The organism is Brevibacillus sp. NPDC003359 (assembly GCF_042878995.1).
GTDB lineage: Bacteria > Bacillota > Bacilli > Brevibacillales > Brevibacillaceae > Brevibacillus.
This window is the reverse complement of the sequence record NZ_JBIAOR010000018.1, coordinates 69827-87949: the sequence shown is the minus strand read 5'-3', so window position 1 is coordinate 87949 and position 18123 is coordinate 69827. Positions and strand designations below refer to the sequence as shown.

Annotated in this window: 20 protein-coding genes, 1 tRNA gene and 1 other RNA gene; 18 read left to right on the top strand and 4 right to left on the bottom strand. The window is 46.3% G+C overall.

Annotation, left to right across the window (positions count from 1 at the left end):
* Positions 1 to 109: 109 nt before the first annotated feature.
* Positions 110 to 829 carry a pseudouridine synthase gene (locus ACFYU8_RS27685; protein WP_106837166.1) on the bottom strand — a complete coding sequence of 240 codons (720 nt, stop codon included), beginning with the start codon at positions 827 to 829 and terminating at the stop codon, positions 110 to 112.
* A gap of 159 nt (positions 830 to 988) precedes the next feature.
* Here ACFYU8_RS27685 and ACFYU8_RS27680 point away from each other — a divergent pair.
* The 3 genes from ACFYU8_RS27680 to ACFYU8_RS27670 all read left to right on the top strand — a co-directional run bounded on the left by ACFYU8_RS27680 (position 989) and on the right by ACFYU8_RS27670 (position 3049).
* Positions 989 to 1077, top strand: a tRNA-Ser gene (locus tag ACFYU8_RS27680).
* A gap of 144 nt (positions 1078 to 1221) precedes the next feature.
* A complete protein-coding gene (locus ACFYU8_RS27675; protein WP_390305869.1) occupies positions 1222 to 1752 on the top strand; it encodes an RNA polymerase sigma factor in 531 nt (176 codons plus the stop codon).
* Positions 1736 to 3049 carry a peptidoglycan D,D-transpeptidase FtsI family protein gene (locus tag ACFYU8_RS27670; protein ID WP_390305867.1) on the top strand — a complete coding sequence of 438 codons (1314 nt, stop codon included), beginning with the start codon at positions 1736 to 1738 and terminating at the stop codon, positions 3047 to 3049. Before ACFYU8_RS27675 ends, ACFYU8_RS27670 begins: the two co-directional genes overlap by 17 nt.
* Before the next feature lie 79 nt (positions 3050 to 3128).
* Here the strand turns inward: ACFYU8_RS27670 and ACFYU8_RS27665 are convergent, their stop codons facing one another.
* Positions 3129 to 3557: a DUF4275 family protein gene (locus tag ACFYU8_RS27665; protein ID WP_390305865.1), complete on the bottom strand. Its 429-nt coding sequence runs from the start codon at positions 3555 to 3557 to the stop codon at positions 3129 to 3131.
* A 175-nt stretch (positions 3558 to 3732) separates the two neighbouring features.
* On the opposite strand from ACFYU8_RS27665, the gene ACFYU8_RS27660 reads away from it, so the two are divergent.
* From ACFYU8_RS27660 to ACFYU8_RS27625, 8 genes are all read left to right on the top strand, one after another.
* Positions 3733 to 4314, top strand: a complete 582-nt coding sequence (locus ACFYU8_RS27660) for a sulfurtransferase TusA family protein (RefSeq protein WP_390305863.1) — start codon at positions 3733 to 3735, stop codon at positions 4312 to 4314.
* A gap of 13 nt (positions 4315 to 4327) precedes the next feature.
* Complete coding sequence (locus ACFYU8_RS27655) at positions 4328 to 5479, top strand: MBL fold metallo-hydrolase (RefSeq protein WP_390305861.1); 1152 nt, start codon at positions 4328 to 4330, stop codon at positions 5477 to 5479.
* Positions 5480 to 5513: 34 nt separating this feature from the next.
* Positions 5514 to 5738: a sulfurtransferase TusA family protein gene (locus ACFYU8_RS27650; protein ID WP_007719853.1), complete on the top strand. Its 225-nt coding sequence runs from the start codon at positions 5514 to 5516 to the stop codon at positions 5736 to 5738.
* A 331-nt stretch (positions 5739 to 6069) separates the two neighbouring features.
* Entirely contained in the window at positions 6070 to 6858 is a 789-nt protein-coding gene (locus tag ACFYU8_RS27645; RefSeq protein ID WP_390305859.1) for a sulfite exporter TauE/SafE family protein, read from the top strand.
* Between the two features lie 84 nt (positions 6859 to 6942).
* A complete protein-coding gene (locus tag ACFYU8_RS27640) occupies positions 6943 to 7425 on the top strand; it encodes a DsrE/DsrF/DrsH-like family protein (RefSeq protein WP_007719857.1) in 483 nt (160 codons plus the stop codon).
* 114 nt (positions 7426 to 7539) lie between these two features.
* Complete coding sequence (locus ACFYU8_RS27635; protein WP_012683835.1) at positions 7540 to 7806, top strand: metal-sensitive transcriptional regulator; 267 nt, start codon at positions 7540 to 7542, stop codon at positions 7804 to 7806.
* 24 nt (positions 7807 to 7830) lie between these two features.
* Positions 7831 to 8220, top strand: a complete 390-nt coding sequence (locus ACFYU8_RS27630; protein WP_390305857.1) for a rhodanese-like domain-containing protein — start codon at positions 7831 to 7833, stop codon at positions 8218 to 8220.
* A 189-nt stretch (positions 8221 to 8409) separates the two neighbouring features.
* Positions 8410 to 9042, top strand: a complete 633-nt coding sequence (locus ACFYU8_RS27625) for an NAD(P)-dependent oxidoreductase (RefSeq protein ID WP_390305855.1) — start codon at positions 8410 to 8412, stop codon at positions 9040 to 9042.
* An 81-nt stretch (positions 9043 to 9123) separates the two neighbouring features.
* Here the strand turns inward: ACFYU8_RS27625 and ACFYU8_RS27620 are convergent, their stop codons facing one another.
* Positions 9124 to 9432 (bottom strand): DUF4870 domain-containing protein, encoded by a 309-nt coding sequence (locus ACFYU8_RS27620; RefSeq protein ID WP_106837157.1) that lies wholly within the window; start codon positions 9430 to 9432, stop codon positions 9124 to 9126.
* Positions 9433 to 9668: 236 nt separating this feature from the next.
* On the opposite strand from ACFYU8_RS27620, the gene ACFYU8_RS27615 reads away from it, so the two are divergent.
* Both ACFYU8_RS27615 and ACFYU8_RS27610 read left to right on the top strand, forming a co-directional pair.
* The gene (locus tag ACFYU8_RS27615) at positions 9669 to 10268 is read left to right on the top strand and encodes a class I SAM-dependent methyltransferase (protein ID WP_390305853.1); all 600 of its coding nucleotides are present in this window, start codon (positions 9669 to 9671) and stop codon (positions 10266 to 10268) included.
* 12 nt (positions 10269 to 10280) lie between these two features.
* Entirely contained in the window at positions 10281 to 10940 is a 660-nt protein-coding gene (locus ACFYU8_RS27610) for a DedA family protein (protein ID WP_390305850.1), read from the top strand.
* 125 nt (positions 10941 to 11065) lie between these two features.
* On the opposite strand, the gene ACFYU8_RS27605 is transcribed toward ACFYU8_RS27610, so the two are convergent.
* A complete protein-coding gene (locus ACFYU8_RS27605) occupies positions 11066 to 11956 on the bottom strand; it encodes an EamA family transporter (RefSeq protein ID WP_390305848.1) in 891 nt (296 codons plus the stop codon).
* Between the two features lie 213 nt (positions 11957 to 12169).
* On the opposite strand from ACFYU8_RS27605, the gene ACFYU8_RS27600 reads away from it, so the two are divergent.
* From ACFYU8_RS27600 to ACFYU8_RS27580, 5 genes are all read left to right on the top strand, one after another.
* Positions 12170 to 13927 (top strand): HD domain-containing phosphohydrolase, encoded by a 1758-nt coding sequence (locus ACFYU8_RS27600; protein ID WP_390305845.1) that lies wholly within the window; start codon positions 12170 to 12172, stop codon positions 13925 to 13927.
* 55 nt (positions 13928 to 13982) lie between these two features.
* An RNA gene (gene ffs, locus ACFYU8_RS27595) (signal recognition particle sRNA large type) lies at positions 13983 to 14247 on the top strand.
* A 231-nt stretch (positions 14248 to 14478) separates the two neighbouring features.
* Complete coding sequence (locus ACFYU8_RS27590; protein ID WP_390305843.1) at positions 14479 to 15912, top strand: PAS domain-containing sensor histidine kinase; 1434 nt, start codon at positions 14479 to 14481, stop codon at positions 15910 to 15912.
* 140 nt (positions 15913 to 16052) lie between these two features.
* Positions 16053 to 17750 (top strand): DNA polymerase III subunit gamma/tau, encoded by a 1698-nt coding sequence (dnaX, locus tag ACFYU8_RS27585; RefSeq protein WP_390305840.1) that lies wholly within the window; start codon positions 16053 to 16055, stop codon positions 17748 to 17750.
* 45 nt (positions 17751 to 17795) lie between these two features.
* The gene (locus ACFYU8_RS27580) at positions 17796 to 18107 is read left to right on the top strand and encodes a YbaB/EbfC family nucleoid-associated protein (RefSeq protein WP_039960469.1); all 312 of its coding nucleotides are present in this window, start codon (positions 17796 to 17798) and stop codon (positions 18105 to 18107) included.
* Positions 18108 to 18123 lie beyond the last annotated feature (16 nt).

The window sequence follows — 18123 nt, the reverse complement described above, 5'->3', positions numbered from 1 at the left end:
GCAAAATTAAAAGGCATGAGCCCGGTACAATACCGCACTCATGCCCAAGCAGCCGCCTAATTAAATGACATGTCTAACTTTATGGGGTCACTTCACATGCAGGCGGATTTTATTTGTTTACGTTTTGCAGCTTGTTCAGCTCTTCTTCGGTCAGTTCGCGATACTCACCAGGAGCGAGTGACGGGTCAAGGTGGAGCGGGCCCATACGAATTCGTTGCAGATACGTGACTTGCAGGTCGAAAGCAGCAAACATCCGTTTTACCTGATGGAACTTTCCTTCCATGATGGTGACGCGAATCTCTGATGTTTCTCCCGAAGAGATAATCTCCAGCTTGGCTGGCAGTGTAGTAAAGTCCTCTAATTCCACACCTTTGGCAAATTCCTGCACATGGTGCTCAGTGACCCGGCCATCGATGTGTGCAAAGTACTCCTTGTCCACTTTCTTTTTCGGGGACAAGAGGCTATGGGAGAGATGGCCGTCATTGGTCAAGAGCAAGAGACCCTCTGTATCAATATCCAGTCGGCCTACCGGATGCACTTTGATTGCCCACTCGTACGGGAGCAAGTCCACTACGGTTTCGTGGACATTGTCTTCTGTAGCAGAAACCACCCCAGGCGGCTTGTTCAGCAAAACGTATACCCAGCGCTTAAAATTAAGCGGTTCGCCATCTACAAGGATTTCCTGCTCCTCGGCAATGACATGCATCCCTGGGTCTGTCGCGACAACACCGTCTACAACGATCAGTCGTTGCTTGACGAGTGCTTTCACTTCCTTGCGGGTGCCGATGGCCATATTAGCTAGCACCTTGTCCAAACGTTCTCGTTTCATATATGTTCCTCGCTTTTCTTCTGATCGGATACCAATCGTTTGTGCTGTTCTTAGTTTGGCCTAATGAGCGGCGCAAATCAAGGGGAATGCAGAGGAATGAGTCTTGCATTTTTGACTGTATTTTGCTATAGTAAATAATGTTTCAGCCAAACCAAATATGGAGAGATACCCAAGTGGTCATAAGGGGACGCACTCGAAATGCGTTAGGCGTCGTGAGGCGTGCGTGGGTTCGAATCCCACTCTCTCCGCTTAGATTCTTCGGATCGAACAGAATGAAGCATATTTTTGCCAGTGTGGCAGAGATATGCTTCATTTTTTTATATCACAAAAACTGTAAGCAAATCTCATTTTTGCGTCTAATAAGGTACAAACCCAAAAAAAGGAGCGTAAGAATGGATTCCGATGATCGAATAGAGCGATGGTTCCAGCAATACGGCAATGATGTTTACAATTACCTCGCGTATTTTACCGGACGTAGAGATGTGGAGGATTTAGTCCAGGAAGTTTTTACGAAGGCACTCAAAGCCCTATCAGGTTACGAAGGCAGAGCACAGCCCAAGACGTGGCTTCTGACCATCGCACGCCATGCAGCTATCGATTATAGGCGAAAACAAAAAATGATGGACTGGTTCCCTGAAAACGTCCTCCGGCTCCTCACTTCCAAAGAGCGTACACCTGAGAAGGCATTGGTGTTAAAGGAACAATTGCAAGAAGTGTATGAAGCAATGAATCGCCTGAAAAGCACGTATCGAGAAGTTCTAATCCTGCGGTTGATAGAGGGAGTATCTACAGTAGAGACAGCAGAAATCTTGGGCTGGAGCGAAGCAAAAGTCAGCACGACGCTTCATCGAGCCATCAAGGAATTGCAAAAACAAATGGGCAATAGCGGCAGGGAGGTCAATCTACATGACGCCATCTTTTGAAGAAAAAGAGATAAGCACAGTGCTGCAATCATTTCCGTCGCTTCAGATGGATGAGGACAAGCGACGTGAAATCGCGAGTCATATCCGTCAAGAAAAGGAGCTGCTCAAACAGATGAAAAGGCGAAAAAAGTATGCCAAGGTCATCGGGGGCGTAGCTGCTTCCTTTGCTTTATTGTTTATCGCTTATCAGTGGATGCCTTCGGAGGTAACTCCATCGGTGCCAAGCGCACAACAGATGAATATAGAGAGGAGTCAAAAGGTACAAGCCGCGGAAACGACATCCCAAACGGATATGGTTCTGACCCTCGATTCACAAATTCAGGAGTATGTCGAAGAAGCGATACATAAGACCGGCAAAGCCTATCAGCCCGAAAATATGACGGTAATCGTTACCGATCCAAATAACGGAGAAATTCTTGGGATGGGGAATCTGAAAAAACAGAATGCCAATGACCGGGTTCCAGACATAGTAAAAGCGAAACCAGATCCTGTGGCCGCATTTCCGATCGTGACGTTGGCGGCTGCTATTGAAGAGGGGAAGTATCATGACAATGAAACTTACGAGTCCGGAACCTACGAGATTACGCCGGGTCAGTTTATAAAAGACAACAATAATGGTGCTGGGTGGGGGCAGATCAGGTATTTAGAAGGAATACAACGTTCTTCCCATATCGCTTTTGCCAAGCTCAGTGAACGGATACCAGAGGACTCGTTACAGCAATATTTTGAACGGTTCGGTTTTGGAATGAAAACGGGCACCGAACAATTAAATGAACAGTCTGGAAAGATACCCAATATGGATACTCCTTATGATAAGGCAATGGCAGCTTATGGACTTGCTGGCTCTGCCTCTGCAATTCAACAAGTAGCCGCTGTCGGGGCCATTGCCAACGGTGGTGAGTTGATGAAACCACATATGACGAAGGAGGAAAGGAATCACATTGACAAAGGTCGTCGGGTCATATCAGAAGAAACAGCCAAGCAGGTTCGAGAGATTTTAGAATCTGTTGTAAAAACCGCCCCCGGTTCGAGTAGAGAATTTTCTATCAAAGGACACGCAGTCGCTGGCCGAACAGGAATAGCAGAGAAACGCGACCAGCAAGGAAAGGTTATCGAAGGAAAATATACGTATTCGTTTATCGGATTTGCACCAAGCGATGATCCAAAGCTATTGGTTTACGTAGCTGTTGATAACCCGAATACAGACCTCTGGGTAAGATTATGGGGAAAAGAAATTGTTGCTCCCCCTTTCAAAGAGATCATGGAAAACAGTTTGCAGTATCTCCAGCAACGATAATCAGTCCATCCGTCAAAAAAGGAAGCATATCGGCATACCCCTAAAGGTATCCGAATGCTTCCTCTCTTTTTTCTCCATCCTATTTCCTACAAAAATAAGGCCCACACCAGTTGGTTTCATGGGTCTTCACATACGTCCACGTAAAGTCCTTATCCACGACATACACATCGTATTCCATTTCCAAGTCCGTGACAGAAAACTTCGCAGCGTTTTCCAAGATCAACACCTCGTTGGAAAGCTGGTAAAACACATAGTACGACTCATGGGCAACTTGCTGAAAGGCTTCATCCGCTTCCTCGCGTTCAAGACAATCCCTCAGCTTATTGCTGAATAAATGCCACAGATACCCCTGGCAGCCGTCTTTATTTTTGAGAAAAATCCTCTCTTTATCTTCTTCGGTCAGATGGTTCGTAAAATGCTTCTCCCATTCTTCCCGTAAGTACGGTCCCCAAATAGTCAGCTCCGTTGTCTTCGTGTTCTTCTCCTTCATCCGATCAGCTAGTTTCATTGGGCGCCTCCATGTTGGTACAAGTTCATCTCTAAGAAAATACGTATGAAAGAGTGGGTCGGTAACGTCTCACCTATTGACAAAGAAAAATTAGGCGCATATTATAATACCCATAGGGGTATATGTATATAGTTGATCAATCACATTTCCAACCAAAACGTAGGAGGTAGACAACATGTCTGTACAACCGAATTTTACCGCTGATAAAACGTTAGATTGCAAAGGCTTGGCATGTCCAATGCCTGTCGTACGCACAAAAAAAGCGATGGAAGAGATGTTACCGGGTCAAGTGATGGAAGTACAAGCGACTGATAAAGGCTCAATGGCCGATTTGAAAAGCTGGGCAAACAATACCGGGCATGAATTTCTGGGGACGATTCAGGAGGGGGAGGTATTAAAGCATTTCCTGCGAAAAGCGAGTACCCATGAGGTGAAGGAGGAGACGGTCTTTCTACGGACTATTTCCAATGAAGAACTGCAAAAAAGGCTGGAAGCCAACGAAAAGCTGACACTCATTGATGTGCGAGAGCCGGCAGAATACGCTTTTCACCGCATTCCTGTAGCCATTTCAATACCCCTGGGAGTATTAGAACAGTGCTTGGATGAGCTACAGCCCGATGACGACATCTTTATCATCTGCCGATCCGGCAAACGCAGCGACATGGCTTGTCAGTTGCTGGCCGAAAAAGGTTTTACCAAAATCACGAATGTAGTACCGGGTATGTCCGGCTGGAATGGCCCGGCAGAAAAACAATAAGGGGGAGATAAAGATGATGGAACAACAAACAAGTGTGAAGGCGATGACAGCACACGAGCTAACGCAGCTTCTCTTTGCGCAGGAGGAATTGTTTATTCTCGACGTTCGCAATACGAGCGATTACGAGGCTTGGCAAATCGAAGGGCATCGAGTAGTGAGCATGAACATCCCTTACTTTGATTTGCTGGATGGGGTGGAGGCTGTTCTTGAGAAAATCCCTGTGAAACAGAAGGTGTTGGTCGTCTGTGCAAAAGAGGGCTCGTCCATTTTTGTCGCAGAGATGCTGGCAGAAGCGGGCTTTACGGATGTTTCTTACCTGCAAGGAGGAATGAAGGCGTGGAGTGAGCATCTGGAGCCAGTGAAGGTGGGTGACCTCCGTGATGGCGGTGCGATTTATCAGTTTGTCCGCATTGGAAAAGGCTGTTTGTCTTACATGATCGTATCAGGAGGGGAGGCAGCTGTCGTCGATACATTGCGGATGACGGATGTATACGAAGCATTTGCAGCAAAGCAGCAATGGACGATCAAGCACACAATCGATACCCATTTGCATGCCGACCATATTTCCGGCGGGAAGAAGCTGGCAGCTCGGCTCGATGCGACGTACTGGCTCCCGGAAAAAGATGCAGAAGAAGTTACGTATTCCTATCGTAAGCTAGAGGAAGGGCAGGAAATCCAGGTGGGCGCAACCAAAATCGCGATCCTGCCGATCTATTCCCCCGGACATACCATTGGGAGTACGTCTTTGATTGTGGATGATACGTATTTTCTCACGGGAGACAGTCTATTCGTAGCTTCGATCGGACGCCCGGATTTGGCTGGGAAAGCAGAAGATTGGGTGGGAGACCTGCACAACACCTTGTATAATCGATATAAAGAGCTACCCGAGTATTTAGTCGTGTTGCCTGCTCATTTTGGTAGCTACACGGAGATTGGTTCAATGGGTGCCGTATCTGCTCGTTTGGGTGACCTGTATCGCAACAATCCAGGACTAACGATTGTGGATGAAAGTGAATTCAGGCATATCGTTACGCATCATTTACCGCCGCAGCCGAATGCGTATCAAGAAATTCGTCAAGTGAACATGGGAAAATTAAAACCGAGCGAAGAGGAAAAACAAGAGATGGAAGTAGGGCCAAATCGCTGCGCCATTCACGATAAATAACGATAACGAGAAGATAAACAGGAGGAATGAAATGATGGCGGATATTGTGGTAGATACAAAGGGCCTGGCTTGCCCGATGCCGATCGTAAAAGCAAAAAAAGCAATGGACGGAATGCAATCCGGTCAAACCATGGAGGTACTTTCGACGGACAAAGGCTCTCTGAACGATTTCACCGCTTGGGTCAAACAAACCGGGAATGAGCTGGTTTCCCATGAGGTTGAGAACGGTGTGTACAAATTTTTAGTGAAAAAGCTGTAGGGAGACAGAAGCGAGCACTTTTGGTTGACCGTTTTGGGAGTGCTCGCTTACTCCTGATTTTCATAAACAATACGTATGCCAAGGTGCGTATAGATTTCTTCTTTGTAGTGGCCATTTGGGCATTGTTTTTCACTGAACAAGGCATTTTTGTTTGAGCGCAAAGGTTCTTGGCAGGTGGGGCACCGATGCTGAAAAATGGATTTGAAAAAGCGAACCATTTAAATCACCTTATTCACAGTTATTTACTTGGGATTAATTTTACTTGAAGATGGTTCATTTGAAAAGAGGGTTGAGCATTCCAATGTGTTAGGTAGGAATGCGAGGAGGATATATGGACGTTATGCTGCTTCTGCTCATGGTCTCTCTCGGTTTTATCGGTTCCTTTTTTTCCGGATTGCTCGGGATTGGCGGAGCGATCATCAGCTACCCGATGCTCCTGTTTATACCACCGGCTCTAGGTGTGGCACAGTTTTCTGCCCAGGAAGTTTCGGTGATATCTATGTTTCAAGTATTTTTCGCGTCGCTGTCTGGCGTACTGGCTTTCCGCAAAAGAAACGGCAAAAACTCTCCTATGATTCATAAAGGACTCGTCAGAGATATGGGTGTAAGCATTTTGACGGGTAGTTTGATTGGTGCTGCACTCTCCCAATACTTGTCGAATGAAAACATCAATTTGGTGTACGGGATACTGGCGATCATCGCCGTGATTTTGATGCTCGTGAAAAATAGAGGAACAGAAGGGGCAGCAGGGGAAGTCGCATATAACCGCGTCATTGCTGCTGGTACTGCGTTTGCCGTGGGAATCGTATCTGGGATTGTCGGTGCAGGGGGAGCGTTCATCCTCATTCCGATCATGCTGACCGTGTTGAAAATACCTACGCGGGTGACGATTGCCTCATCTTTGGCTATTGTATTCATCTCCGCAATCGGTGGTGTGATCGGGAAGCTGTCGGGTGGGCAAATTCCGCTCTTGCCCGTTTTGTATACGGTCATCGGAAGTGTCTTGGGGGCACCGGTGGGTAGTATGGTCAGCGCCAAGAGCGATGTGAAATATTTGCGTTATGGCCTGATTGTGCTGATCTGTGGAACGGCGATCAAGATTTGGAGTGACATTCTATAAGGAAAGATGCTTTTTTGTGCAAAGGCTTCTTTCGTTTATTTTTATACCTATACAAGTATAAGTATCGTAAAGGAGTGTTCTTATATGGAAAAACAAAAAGAAAAAACGACGATTGTGCTGTTCAGCGGCGACTTGGATAAAGCGATTGCAGCCTTCATTATTGCGAACGGAGCTGCGGCCTATGATCATGATGTCACGATTTTTTTCACCTTCTGGGGACTGAATACCATGCGCAAGGACGAGATCGTAAAGGTAGAAAAGGGGTGGCTTGAAAAAGCGTTCGGTTGGATGATGCCAAGAGGCGCCAAGAAGCTCGGCCTGTCTAAAATGAACATGATGGGCATGGGACCAGAGATGATCAAGCATGTCATGAAAAAACACAATGCCCTGACGCTTCCACAACTTATCGAGCTGGCTCAGGAGCAGGGAGTGAAGCTGGTCGCTTGTACGATGACGATGGACTTGCTCGGTCTCAAACAGGAGGAATTGCTCGACGGAATGGAGTATGCAGGTGTAGCTGCTTATTTGGGGGATGCGACACAGGCAAAAGTAAACCTGTTTATTTAAAACAGCTGGCGTAGGTGCTTGGCTTGACATTGCCTGTATTTCGCATAAGATACCTGTATATGTATGGTGAACAAGCAGATACGTATGCCTTGTCGTGAAACAGGAGGAATTCATATGGATTACAACTACAGTGACGATATCAAAAGACGTTTAAAACGAATCGAAGGGCAAGTCCGCGGTGTGCTGAAAATGATGGACGAGCAGAAAAACTGCAAAGACGTGGTCGCGCAGCTCTCCGCTGTTCGCAACGCTTCAGATAAGGCTATTGCCCAGATTGTAGCGGAAAACCTGCAACGCTGTTTGTTAGAAGAGCAGGCTGCTGGAGGAGACACGAGCAAGCTGGTGAAAGAAGCCGTAGAGCTTTTGGTCAAGAGCCGTTAAACCGATTTTGGAGAGGAGCTTCCTATGAGTTTCACTACGATTCTTTTGCTGTTAGCCTACGCGATCATCATTTGGTATTTGGTCTCTCGCTTCCTTCCTGTAAAGGGATTGGAAAATCTCAAGTCAGATCAGTTCAAGGAACGGGTCAACCAAAAAAGCAGAGTGCTGCTCATTGACGTACGCGAACCGCACGAATATAAAGCCGGTCATATTCCATCAGCGGTGAACATCCCTTTGTCTCAGCTCGACCATCGTGCAAAAGAAGTTTCCAGCAAAAACGATATATTGCTGTACTGTCGGAGCGGGATGCGTAGTAAGCAGGCAGCAAAAATTTTAAAGAAACACGGCATTCCTCAGATGGCCCATCTACAAGGCGGGTTCATTACTTGGAGTGGTCCGACGAAAAAGAAATAACAGCTAGCACCTGGTGGATGTTTGAATCCCCGGGTGCTTTTTTCATGCGATAAAAAAACAGGGTTGACATTTCGTTTCGTTGTAACTACAATGATTACAACAAGGCGATGCGGTAAACGCCTATTCTTTTCGAAAGAGTTGTAACTGATTTGGTTACATCTATAACATACAAAATGGAGGAATATCATCATGAAGATTGCAATTGTAGCAGCAAGCGGTAAAGCAGGTAAGGTAATTATGAAAGAAGCGCTGGATCGTGGCCATCAAGTGACAGCGATTGTGCGTGATGCATCCAAAATCGAGCAGGCAGACGTAGCTGTGATTCAGAAAGATGTGTTTGCCCTGACAGCGGCAGATTTGAACGGTTTTGACGTAGTCGTGAATGCTTTTGGTGCACCAGCAGGTCAAGAACATTTGCACGTAGAATCAGGGAAGGCTTTGATTGAAGCGTTGAAGGGCGCTCCTTCTACACGTTTGCTGGTTGTAGGCGGTGCAGGCAGTTTGTTTGTAGACGAAGCCAAAACACTGCGCCTCGTAGAAACTCCTGATTTCCCTAAGGCATACTTGGCAACGGCTCAAAAGCATGGAGAATACTTGCATGTATTGGAAGAGTCAAACGATATTCAATGGACCTATATCAGTCCATCTGCCTTTTTTGACCCAGCGGGGGAGAGAACAGGTGCGTATCGACTCGGAAAAGACCATCTGTTAGTAAACGCTAGCGGACAGAGCTATGTGAGCTATGCTGACTACGCAGTGGCGTTGCTCGATGAAATTGAAAATCCGAAGCATCGCAATGAGCGCTTCACAGTAGGCTCCTAATCTCGATTGATATTAGGCTCTACCATAACAAAAAGACCAGCTTCCTACTAAAGGATAGCTGGTCTTTGTTGTGTAACGAGCTTATCTGCCAATCCAACCGACGAATGGGTAGGAGAATGGGCGTCCATTTAAGGAATAAATGATACCTTTAATCGGGTAGTAGATCGCCATCAGTCCAAACACAATCAGGAACGGAATCCCAATCAACAAGAAGGTGAAGAACCAGGAAATAGCGATGAGTACCGTCATAATGATGTGGAAGAACAAAGCTTGCAGCGCCATATTTTTAGCGTCACGATTTTGTACAAGTAGCCAGACAACAATGGGCACAAGGATCGGTGCAAAAAATGTGCTAGCGTGCGTTATGACTTTTACACCTTTATAATCCATAAATAAGTCCTCCTCGATTAGATGGTAAACTTGATCTACTGTTATTGTAACGTATCGAAATAACTCGAAAAACCATCATGAGCGTGATTATTTGATCCGACTATAGACGGAGGAATTTTTATTTCCATTCGTTTACTGTTATAGTAGTAAGAAAATCTTTCGCTTTTGGTAGATAATTCGTAATGTTTTTTGGATATGATGGAGAATAAGCAAACGAAAGAAGGGAGCATATAGACATGATGATCGATTGTCATCATCCATCCAGCATGAAGGATCGGCTGATGTTCTTCTATAATTTTTTGCAGTCACCAGGCCAAGTAGGCAGTATTACTCCTAGCTCCCGTGCGCTTTGTAAACAAATGGTGGCGCCCATTGATTGGGAGCAAGCACATACAATTGTGGAATTAGGGGCAGGAACGGGTATTTTTACGAAGTGGATTGAGAAAAAGAAAAAGCCGGAAGCCGCACTGGTATCTTTTGAAAAGGAGACCAAGATGCGCAAAAGGTTGGAACCACTATTTCCCGATGTACGATTCCACGAAGATGCGGTAGATTTGAATCGGGTTCTTTCGGAAGCGGGATTGGGCAAGGCCGACTGTATTCTGTCCGGACTGCCATTTGCCAACTTCCCGCAAGAGCTGCGTGATCAAATTATGAATCAGGTATATCATGCGCTAAAACCAGGCGGAGTATTTGTCGCCTTTCAATACTCGTTGCAAATGAAAAAGCAGCTTTCCTCTGTATTTGAGCAAGTATCGGTGAAGATGGTTCCATTGAATCTGCCACCTGCCTTCGTCTATATTTGTCGGAAGGATGATGGCAAAGGTGTCGGCTAGGAGGATTTCTGAATGATTGTCGATATGCTGTCCGAGTCTGTGGGTCAGTTTGGTTATTTTGCTCTTTTCTTTATGTTATGGCTAGGGATTGTCGGTATGCCGATTCCTGACGAGGTGATCGTGCTGTCTGCAGGAGTGCTGACCTCGATGGGACTTCTGCATGTTATTCCTGCATTTATCGCGACCTATTTGGGTGTCGTGTCTGGGCTGTCATTGGGATATGTGCTCGGGAGATGGCTAGGTGCACCTGCACTGAACTGGATTAGTCGTAAAAAAGGAATGAACAAGTACGTAGATCAAGCGCAGTCGATGCTCGATCGTTACGGCAGCTACGCCCTATGTATCAGCTATTTCTTTCCTGTCGTCAGGCACGTGGTTCCTTACTTGGTCGGGATCGGGAAAATGACGTTTCCACGGTACGCCCTGTTTTCGTACACAACCGGCTTTGTATGGACGCTGATCTTGTTTTTGGTCGGTCATTTTATGGGGAATAAGGTGGAGATGCTTACTTCCTATGTGACCTTGTTGAATAATCGAACCGTGATTTTCTCTGTTATAGGTATACTGGTACTCATTGGTGCTGCTTATTATGGATTTACCGTTTGGAGAAAACAAAAAAGCATGGCAACTACGCCACAGCCTCTGATGATCGATCGTGATCAAAAAGAGTAATCCGAATGTAATCATAACGAAGTCAACAACCCTCTGCGTGGTGCAGAGGTTTTTTGCTTTTTATCATAGAAAAAGCCCATCCGTATATGCTGCAGTGGCACAATGGATGGGCTTTGGGTCAACGATTATGAGGTGGCCTTGTTTCTTCGAATGTTTCGCTTGCGCAGCCATTCTGGCAAGATGATACCGAATAAAATGATCACGACACCACTCACTTGGAGCATAGAGACAGATTCATTCAGAATGATATAAGAAGAGAGCACAGCCATAGGCAACTCAGCTGCTCCTAATATAGCTCCCATTCCCGGCCCTATGTGGGGCATACCATAATTGAAAAAAACCGTCGGGATCAAAATACCGAAAAAGGCGAGTAAAAATACGTATGGAAACAACCCGTCCAACAATGCTCCATTGAATAGAAAAACAGGCGGATAAATCAGGCTGGCTAACAGAAAAGAGCCCGTCGCCATGCTGGAACTACGAATCCACGGATTAACAGCAATGGCGGTTTTCCCGCTGAACAAAATAAACAACGTAAAAGAAACGGCTGAGAGAAGACCGAATACGACACCGAGGACATGAAATTGGGCCAATCCGCCGCTCTCAAAAATTCCTCCTGCTAGAAGGGTCCCTATCAGCAGCAACAGGAGGGAAAAAATCGTCTCCTTTTCAGGCATCCGGCGAGTCATCACAGCTTCAACCAGCACGCCCATCCATGTGAACTGAAACAAAAGGACGATGGCGATTGAGGCTGGGATATATTGCAGAGCATTGTAGTACATAATTCCCGTGGAACCGACACACAGACCTACAGCGACCAATAGTAGCAACTGGCGAAGGGAGAACTTGGTCCGCAGGAAGAAAAGAGCGGGTATCCAGGTGAGCACAAAGCCCAAAAACATTTGCCCACCAATTACCTCTGCGGGCGAATATCCTTGATTGTAAGCAAGCTTTACGATGGTTGATAGTATGCCGTAACTACATGCTCCGAGAAAAACCAGGAGGATGTATCTCATCTGATGCATCTCCTCACATACGATAATAATTCTTAGTTAGGATATTACGACGGCGTCCGTTTGTCTATGGATGAAGAAGATTCCATTTTTGGTGCGAACAAAGGTTTACATTTGATCCCAGCGGGAAATAGTGAAGTACACAATGTAAATATAACCGCTACAAATGGAGTATCGATATGCTTGGTGAACAGCTCAGAATAAAGGGGGAGGCTTGTGTACCTGAAGTGGAGGGATCGATTATTTTCCACATTTTTATTGCTGGTTCTTAGCCCCACTCTTCTTATCTGCTTTCTTTTTTACGAAGAAGCCCAAGAAGCAGTATTTGAACTATACGAGACGAACATGGATGCGAATATGGCGCTTGTTGATGAACGCCTCCTGTCCCTTTTTCAGTCTATCCAAAAGGATACCGACGAATTGGCGAATAAATTAATCTTGCGTACGTCAGAGGATCCACCCCTTGCAGAAGGAAATAGGAATGAATCTAGGCGCGAATGGACAACGGAACAATCCGTGGAATATCAGTTCAAGCGTTTCGCTCGCAATCAAAACGTAGTAGGAAATATTGTTTTTCTTGGGGACGATGGGAGTGTGCTATCGTTAGACGAAGACAAGAGATGGAGTGAAAAAAAACCATTGTTTTCGCTGGAGCGAGAGCAGTGGGGAACCGGGGTAGTTCTGTTTTCAAGAAAGGAGCAAGAGGGTGGCCCAAAAGCATATTTTCTCGGGAAGCGCATAGAGGATCCGAATAAAAAAGTGGCGGGGCATTTATTCGTGGAAATCGATCTGGACAAGCTGACAGACTGGCTCCGTACCTATGTCGTCCCAAAAGAGTATGGTATGATGGTCCTTTTGCCCTCCCGAACCATTTTAATTCACACCGATAAAGAGAAGATTGGGCACCCTATATCGAAGCTTCCTTATTATGAAACGGTGAAAAGTCAGTGGGAACATGTAAATGAAGATGGGATATTTTCTTTGCTCATCGAAGGCAAAGACATTTACGTATATCGTCGCGTTTCTGAAAAAAGCGGTGGTGCTTATTTTGAATGGTTGCCAAGAGACGGTATTAATGAACGGTTAGCGCGATTAAATCTTATCTTTTTTTTCACACTCTTCTTGATCGTTCTATTTGCCTGTTATGTGTCTCAGCGTTTATCCAAATGGATTGGCGAGCCAATTTATAACCTAGTGACTGCCACTGACTCCCTGCTGAAAGGTGATCTTTCCATACGTGTCCCGATAAAGGGCATGAAGGAAATTACCTTGCTGGAAAATAAATTCAACACCATGGCAGAACAGATGCATGCTTTAATTGCACGAGAGCGGGAGTATTCGCAAAAGAGCCTGGATCAAATCGTCCGCAGCTTTTATTTGGCGGTAGAGATGAAGGACCCCTATACAGCGGGACACACAGAAAGAGTTACGCACTACGCACTTATTATTTACGATTATTTACATCAACAGGAGCACCTTACGTTGTCACGTGATGATTTACGCTACGCTGGTTTAATGCATGATATCGGTAAAGTAGCCATACCCGATCATGTCCTACTGAAAACTGGAAAGCTATTGCCTGATGAGTATGAATGCATGAAAAGACACTCCATTATCGGTGGAGAAATTGTGGAACAGATAAAAAGCCTGTCGCATGTCAGTCCAGGGGTGAGGCATCATCACGAGCGATGGGATGGACATGGCTACCCGGATCAGCTCAAAGGAGAAGAGATCCCGCTGATTGGGCGTATTCTGGCTGTAGCCGATACGTTTGATGCGATGACTTCTACACGTTCCTATCGCAAAGCCATGTCTGCAAAAGAGGCGTACGAAGAAATCTTGCGATGCCAAGGCACACAATTCGATCCTTCCATTGTAGCGGTTTTTAAAATAGCGTTTGAGGATGGGGCAATTGAGATTACCCAACCGACAGATTGTAAGGGAAGAGTTAGTAAGGATAGAGAGATTTCCTAGCACTGGATAGCTTTACTCCTTGCTATCGGCTACTAACTTTGGTATTCTAATTCTACCGTGCTAGACGGGGAGGTTGCGGTGCCCTGTAACCTGCAATCCGCAATAGCAGGGTTGAATTCCTATCCTAGGTTTTCTTATGTGAGGCTGCCTTATGGCGGCGGTGTTGAGGAGCGGGTCCTGTGCAACGCGAACCCATGAATCTGGTCAGGTCCGGAAGGAAGCAGCCATAAGTGGATCATCGCGTGTGCCGCAGGGTAGCCTGCTCTGAGCTGCTACCATAAGTAACGCTCGGATAAGAATTATCGAAGATAGGTGCACGGTACTTATCACGCATGTACAGATAGCATGTTTCCTAAGGGAAGCATGCTATTTTTATTTTGCGATCCAATTATTTTTTGTTGGAATTTGACGATAACTAGCGAAACATTTCCGTGCTTTTCAAGTGGATAGAATGAAGGTTTTGCGAGCATTTTCACGAATTTTCATAATAGGCGGAAAGGATTTTGGTTTCTTTCCTTTCAAAATACGTCATAGGCCAGGAGGGACAAGCTATGAGTGCACTTTCTTCGTTACATCTCGTTGGCTCGTCCGGTCGATTGCAGCGGTTCATGCATCAACTGCCTACTGCCGTTTTATTGGTGAATCAAGCGGGTAGTATCGTGGAGGTCAACGAACAACTGCTTCGTGTAACCGGATTTTCACGCGATCAACTTGTTAATCAGCCTATCAGCACTCTTCTTCCCCATCGAGGTTCCATGGAGCATCTTTATCAGGAATATTTGCGAAGGGAAGAAGAAGTGGGAACCAAAGGCGAGGTCGAACTGGAATGGTGTGATAAACAGGGGAGATGCAGGAACACTTCTGTCATGATCATGGCTCAGCAAGCAGAAGAGATTCTGTACATGATCCATTTTCCCCAACTCGCAAAAGAAAGTGACCAGCTTTTGTCGCAACGATTGCTGACCAAACTGACCTATGATACAAGCATGGGCTTGTTTATCCTCGACGAGAAATCGATCATTATCGAAGCCAGTCAGTCGGCGTGCAAGCTGCTGGGTATGGAGAGACTGGATGTCATCAATAAACACGTCGATCAAGTATTTAGCGGCATCCCCGAACCACATCGGTTCATTAAAAAAGAACTGTTGGAAGGCGTGAAGCTGCAAAATGTCGCGACTTCCTGGACGAATGACAACCAACGCTATGAGCTGATTGTCGACGCAAATACACTCCAAGACGAGTCAGGCAAAACAGTAGGGGCGTTTATTCTTTTCAAAGACATTACAAATCTGCGATCCTTCGCCCAAAAGCTCGAGCGGAATGAACGCTTGGCGATGATCGGGCAAATTGCTGCTGGTACAGCACACGAGATTCGCAATCCACTTACCTCGATCAAAGGATTTCTGCAAATGTTCCTCAAGTCATTCGGTGACAGCGGCATGGAAAGGGAGAAAACGTACACCGAAATCATGCTCACCGAAATCAATCGCATCAATTCTTTAGTCAGTGAATTCCTACTATTGAGCAAGCCGCGTAATATTCAATATTCCATGGTCGACTTAAATACCGTTTTTGAAGAAATTTTGCCGATCGTCGAGTCACAGGCGAATCTGTACGGAATTGATGTCCAGTTTGCCTCTCGCGGCAAGCTTCCAATGGTTGTCGGGGATACCGAGCTGTTGAAGCAAGTGTTCATTAATATCTGCAAAAATGGAATAGAAGCAATGGGAGAGCAAGGGTCGCTTCGGATTTCCCATCATTTCGATCAGGATGGCGACAAAGTGAGTATCGATATCCACGATACAGGTCCGGGCATCCCGCTTTACATTATTGATAAGATTTTTGATCCGTTTTTTACGACAAAAGAGGAAGGGACAGGGCTCGGATTGTCTGTCTGCCAAAAAATCATTCACGATATTGGCGGTCAAATCCGCGTCTCCTCCAAAGGGTTTGGGACGACCTTCCATATCATGCTGCCGTATTAGGAGTAGAATGCGTCCCGCACAATTGTGAACGGGGCGTTTTTCTGTGAGACATGTCCGTTCACTTTGTACGAACGGTGGCAATCGTGTATACTGAATAGGATATAGAAGAGGACTGTGCAGATGGGGAGTGTCACACGAACATGGCTTATACCGCGCTATACCGCGTATACCGACCGCAGACTTTTCAAGACGTAGTCGGACAAGAGCATGTTACGACAACCTTGCGTAATGCTTTACGCGAAAATAGGCTGTCCCATGCCTATTTATTCAACGGTCCCCGAGGTACGGGAAAAACAAGTGCAGCCAAAATTATGGCGAAAGCAGTGAACTGCGAGCAGCCCATAGATGGCGAGCCATGCAATCAATGCGATACGTGTAGAGCCATCTCCAACGGTTCTGTAACGGATGTGCTGGAAATCGACGCGGCATCCAACCGTGGTGTTGAAGAGATCCGCGACATTCGCGACAAAGTGAAATTTGCCCCAAGCGACGTCAGGTATAAAGTGTACATCATCGATGAGGTGCATATGCTGACGACAGAGGCATTTAACGCTTTGTTAAAAACCCTCGAAGAGCCGCCGTCTCACGTCATTTTTATTTTGGCGACGACAGAGCCGCACAAGCTTCCGGCGACGATTATCTCTCGTTGTCAGCGCTTTGATTTTCACCGAATCCCGTTGAAAGTGATGGTCAATCTTTTGCAAGGGATTTGCCAATCACAAGGGGTACAGGTGGAGGAGCAGGCCCTGCAACTCGTAGCGAAGATGGCTGAAGGTGGAGCCCGTGATGCTCTTAGCTTGTTGGACCAAGCGATTAGCTATAGCAAGGACGAGGTTCGTGCTAGTGATATTATGCAGATTACGGGCACAGTTGCCCAATCTTACTTTTCTGTGCTTGCGCGACATATTGCCGAAAACGATGTTGCCGAGGTCATGGAGCAATTTGATAGAGTCATGGTGCAAGGGAAGGACCCGGAGCAATTCCTGCACGATTTTCTCTACTATTACCGCGATATGCTGTTATTGAAGACAGCGCCGCAGTTGGAAGAGATTGTCGAGCGGACCATGATTGATGATCAGTTTGCAGAGGTTGCAAAACTGTACTCGTATCCGGCGCTTTACGCAGCGATTGAGACCTGCAATCAAGCTTTGTCGCAATTAAAATGGTCGACCTATGCGAGGGTGCTGGTTGAACTGACCCTTGCCAAAATGTGCCAGCCGAATGCAAATGCGACAGAATCTGTGGGAGCCTCACCAGTCAACAGCGAGGAACTGAGCGCGATGTCCAATCGTATCCGCGTTTTGGAAGAGCGTTTGGTTCAAGTGATGCAAGGTCAGGTGAGCATTCCCGGCCAGCAAAAGGCCGAGGAAACCCGCAAGAACGAGCCAAGGCGCATAGCTGCGGCTTCTGGTGGTTCACGAACTCCGCTGAATCGAGTCAGGGAAGTCGCGAAGGCCATGGATGAGAATTTGACGAGACAGGTACGCGGGCAGTGGAGTCAAATTTTGACCGAACTGAAAAAGATCAAGATCCAGTACCAGGCTTGGCTAGTCAATGGTCAACCGGTAGCTGCCGGCAATGATGCCGTTGTCGTAACCTTCAACAGTGCCATCCATTGCGACAAGACGATGGAGGCAGAGCTTCGGAGCGTGATCGAGCGCGTTATGTCTACGATGCTGGGCAGACCTTTGCAGCTCCTGTCTGTCATGGAGGAAGAGTGGCAAAGTGTAGACCAGCAGGTTGGTCAAAAAGACGCTTCTGACGAGCCGGAAGAGGACCCGTTTTTGGCGGAAGCCATCAAGCTCGTTGGAGAAGGTCTTGTTGAAGTCAAAGACTAAATCATACACTCATAACCATTTAGGGAGGATACCTCAATGAAAAATATGCAGCAAATGCAACAAATGATGAAGCAAGTGAAAAAAATGCAGGAAGAAATGCAAAAAGCGCAAGAAGGCTTGAAAGAGAAAATCGTGGAAGGCTCTGCTGGTGGCGGTGCTATCACGGTGAAAGTCGATGGACATAAGCAAATCAAAGACATCGTGATCAAACCAGAAGTAGTAGACCCTGAAGATGTAGAAATGCTGCAAGACCTGGTGCTCACTGCTGTGAACGATGCACTGCGCAAAGCAGATGAAATGGTAGGCAAGGAAATGGGTAAATATACCGGAGGCATGAACATCCCAGGCCTGTTCTAAAAATTGGGCAGGAAAA

Bases quoted from the DNA above. Each gene is read 5' to 3' on its own strand.
- ACFYU8_RS27625 (WP_390305855.1), top strand. From the start codon at position 8,410: ATGAAGATTGCAATTGTAGCAGCAAGCGGTAAAGCAGGTAAGGTAATT.
- ACFYU8_RS27580 (WP_039960469.1), top strand. From the start codon at position 17,796: ATGCAGCAAATGCAACAAATGATGAAGCAAGTGAAAAAAATGCAGGAA.
- ACFYU8_RS27685 (WP_106837166.1), bottom strand. From the start codon at position 829: ATGAAACGAGAACGTTTGGACAAGGTGCTAGCTAATATGGCCATCGGC.
- ACFYU8_RS27645 (WP_390305859.1), top strand. From the start codon at position 6,070: ATGGACGTTATGCTGCTTCTGCTCATGGTCTCTCTCGGTTTTATCGGT.
- ACFYU8_RS27620 (WP_106837157.1), bottom strand. From the start codon at position 9,432: ATGGATTATAAAGGTGTAAAAGTCATAACGCACGCTAGCACATTTTTT.
- ACFYU8_RS27665 (WP_390305865.1), bottom strand. From the start codon at position 3,557: ATGAAACTAGCTGATCGGATGAAGGAGAAGAACACGAAGACAACGGAG.
- ACFYU8_RS27610 (WP_390305850.1), top strand. From the start codon at position 10,281: ATGATTGTCGATATGCTGTCCGAGTCTGTGGGTCAGTTTGGTTATTTT.
- ACFYU8_RS27670 (WP_390305867.1), top strand. From the start codon at position 1,736: ATGACGCCATCTTTTGAAGAAAAAGAGATAAGCACAGTGCTGCAATCA.
- ACFYU8_RS27590 (WP_390305843.1), top strand. From the start codon at position 14,479: ATGAGTGCACTTTCTTCGTTACATCTCGTTGGCTCGTCCGGTCGATTG.
- ACFYU8_RS27635 (WP_012683835.1), top strand. From the start codon at position 7,540: ATGGATTACAACTACAGTGACGATATCAAAAGACGTTTAAAACGAATC.
- ACFYU8_RS27615 (WP_390305853.1), top strand. From the start codon at position 9,669: ATGATGATCGATTGTCATCATCCATCCAGCATGAAGGATCGGCTGATG.
- ACFYU8_RS27605 (WP_390305848.1), bottom strand. From the start codon at position 11,956: ATGAGATACATCCTCCTGGTTTTTCTCGGAGCATGTAGTTACGGCATA.
- dnaX (WP_390305840.1), top strand. From the start codon at position 16,053: ATGGCTTATACCGCGCTATACCGCGTATACCGACCGCAGACTTTTCAA.
- ACFYU8_RS27630 (WP_390305857.1), top strand. From the start codon at position 7,831: ATGAGTTTCACTACGATTCTTTTGCTGTTAGCCTACGCGATCATCATT.
- ACFYU8_RS27650 (WP_007719853.1), top strand. From the start codon at position 5,514: ATGGCGGATATTGTGGTAGATACAAAGGGCCTGGCTTGCCCGATGCCG.
- ACFYU8_RS27660 (WP_390305863.1), top strand. From the start codon at position 3,733: ATGTCTGTACAACCGAATTTTACCGCTGATAAAACGTTAGATTGCAAA.
- ACFYU8_RS27675 (WP_390305869.1), top strand. From the start codon at position 1,222: ATGGATTCCGATGATCGAATAGAGCGATGGTTCCAGCAATACGGCAAT.
- ACFYU8_RS27655 (WP_390305861.1), top strand. From the start codon at position 4,328: ATGATGGAACAACAAACAAGTGTGAAGGCGATGACAGCACACGAGCTA.
- ACFYU8_RS27640 (WP_007719857.1), top strand. From the start codon at position 6,943: ATGGAAAAACAAAAAGAAAAAACGACGATTGTGCTGTTCAGCGGCGAC.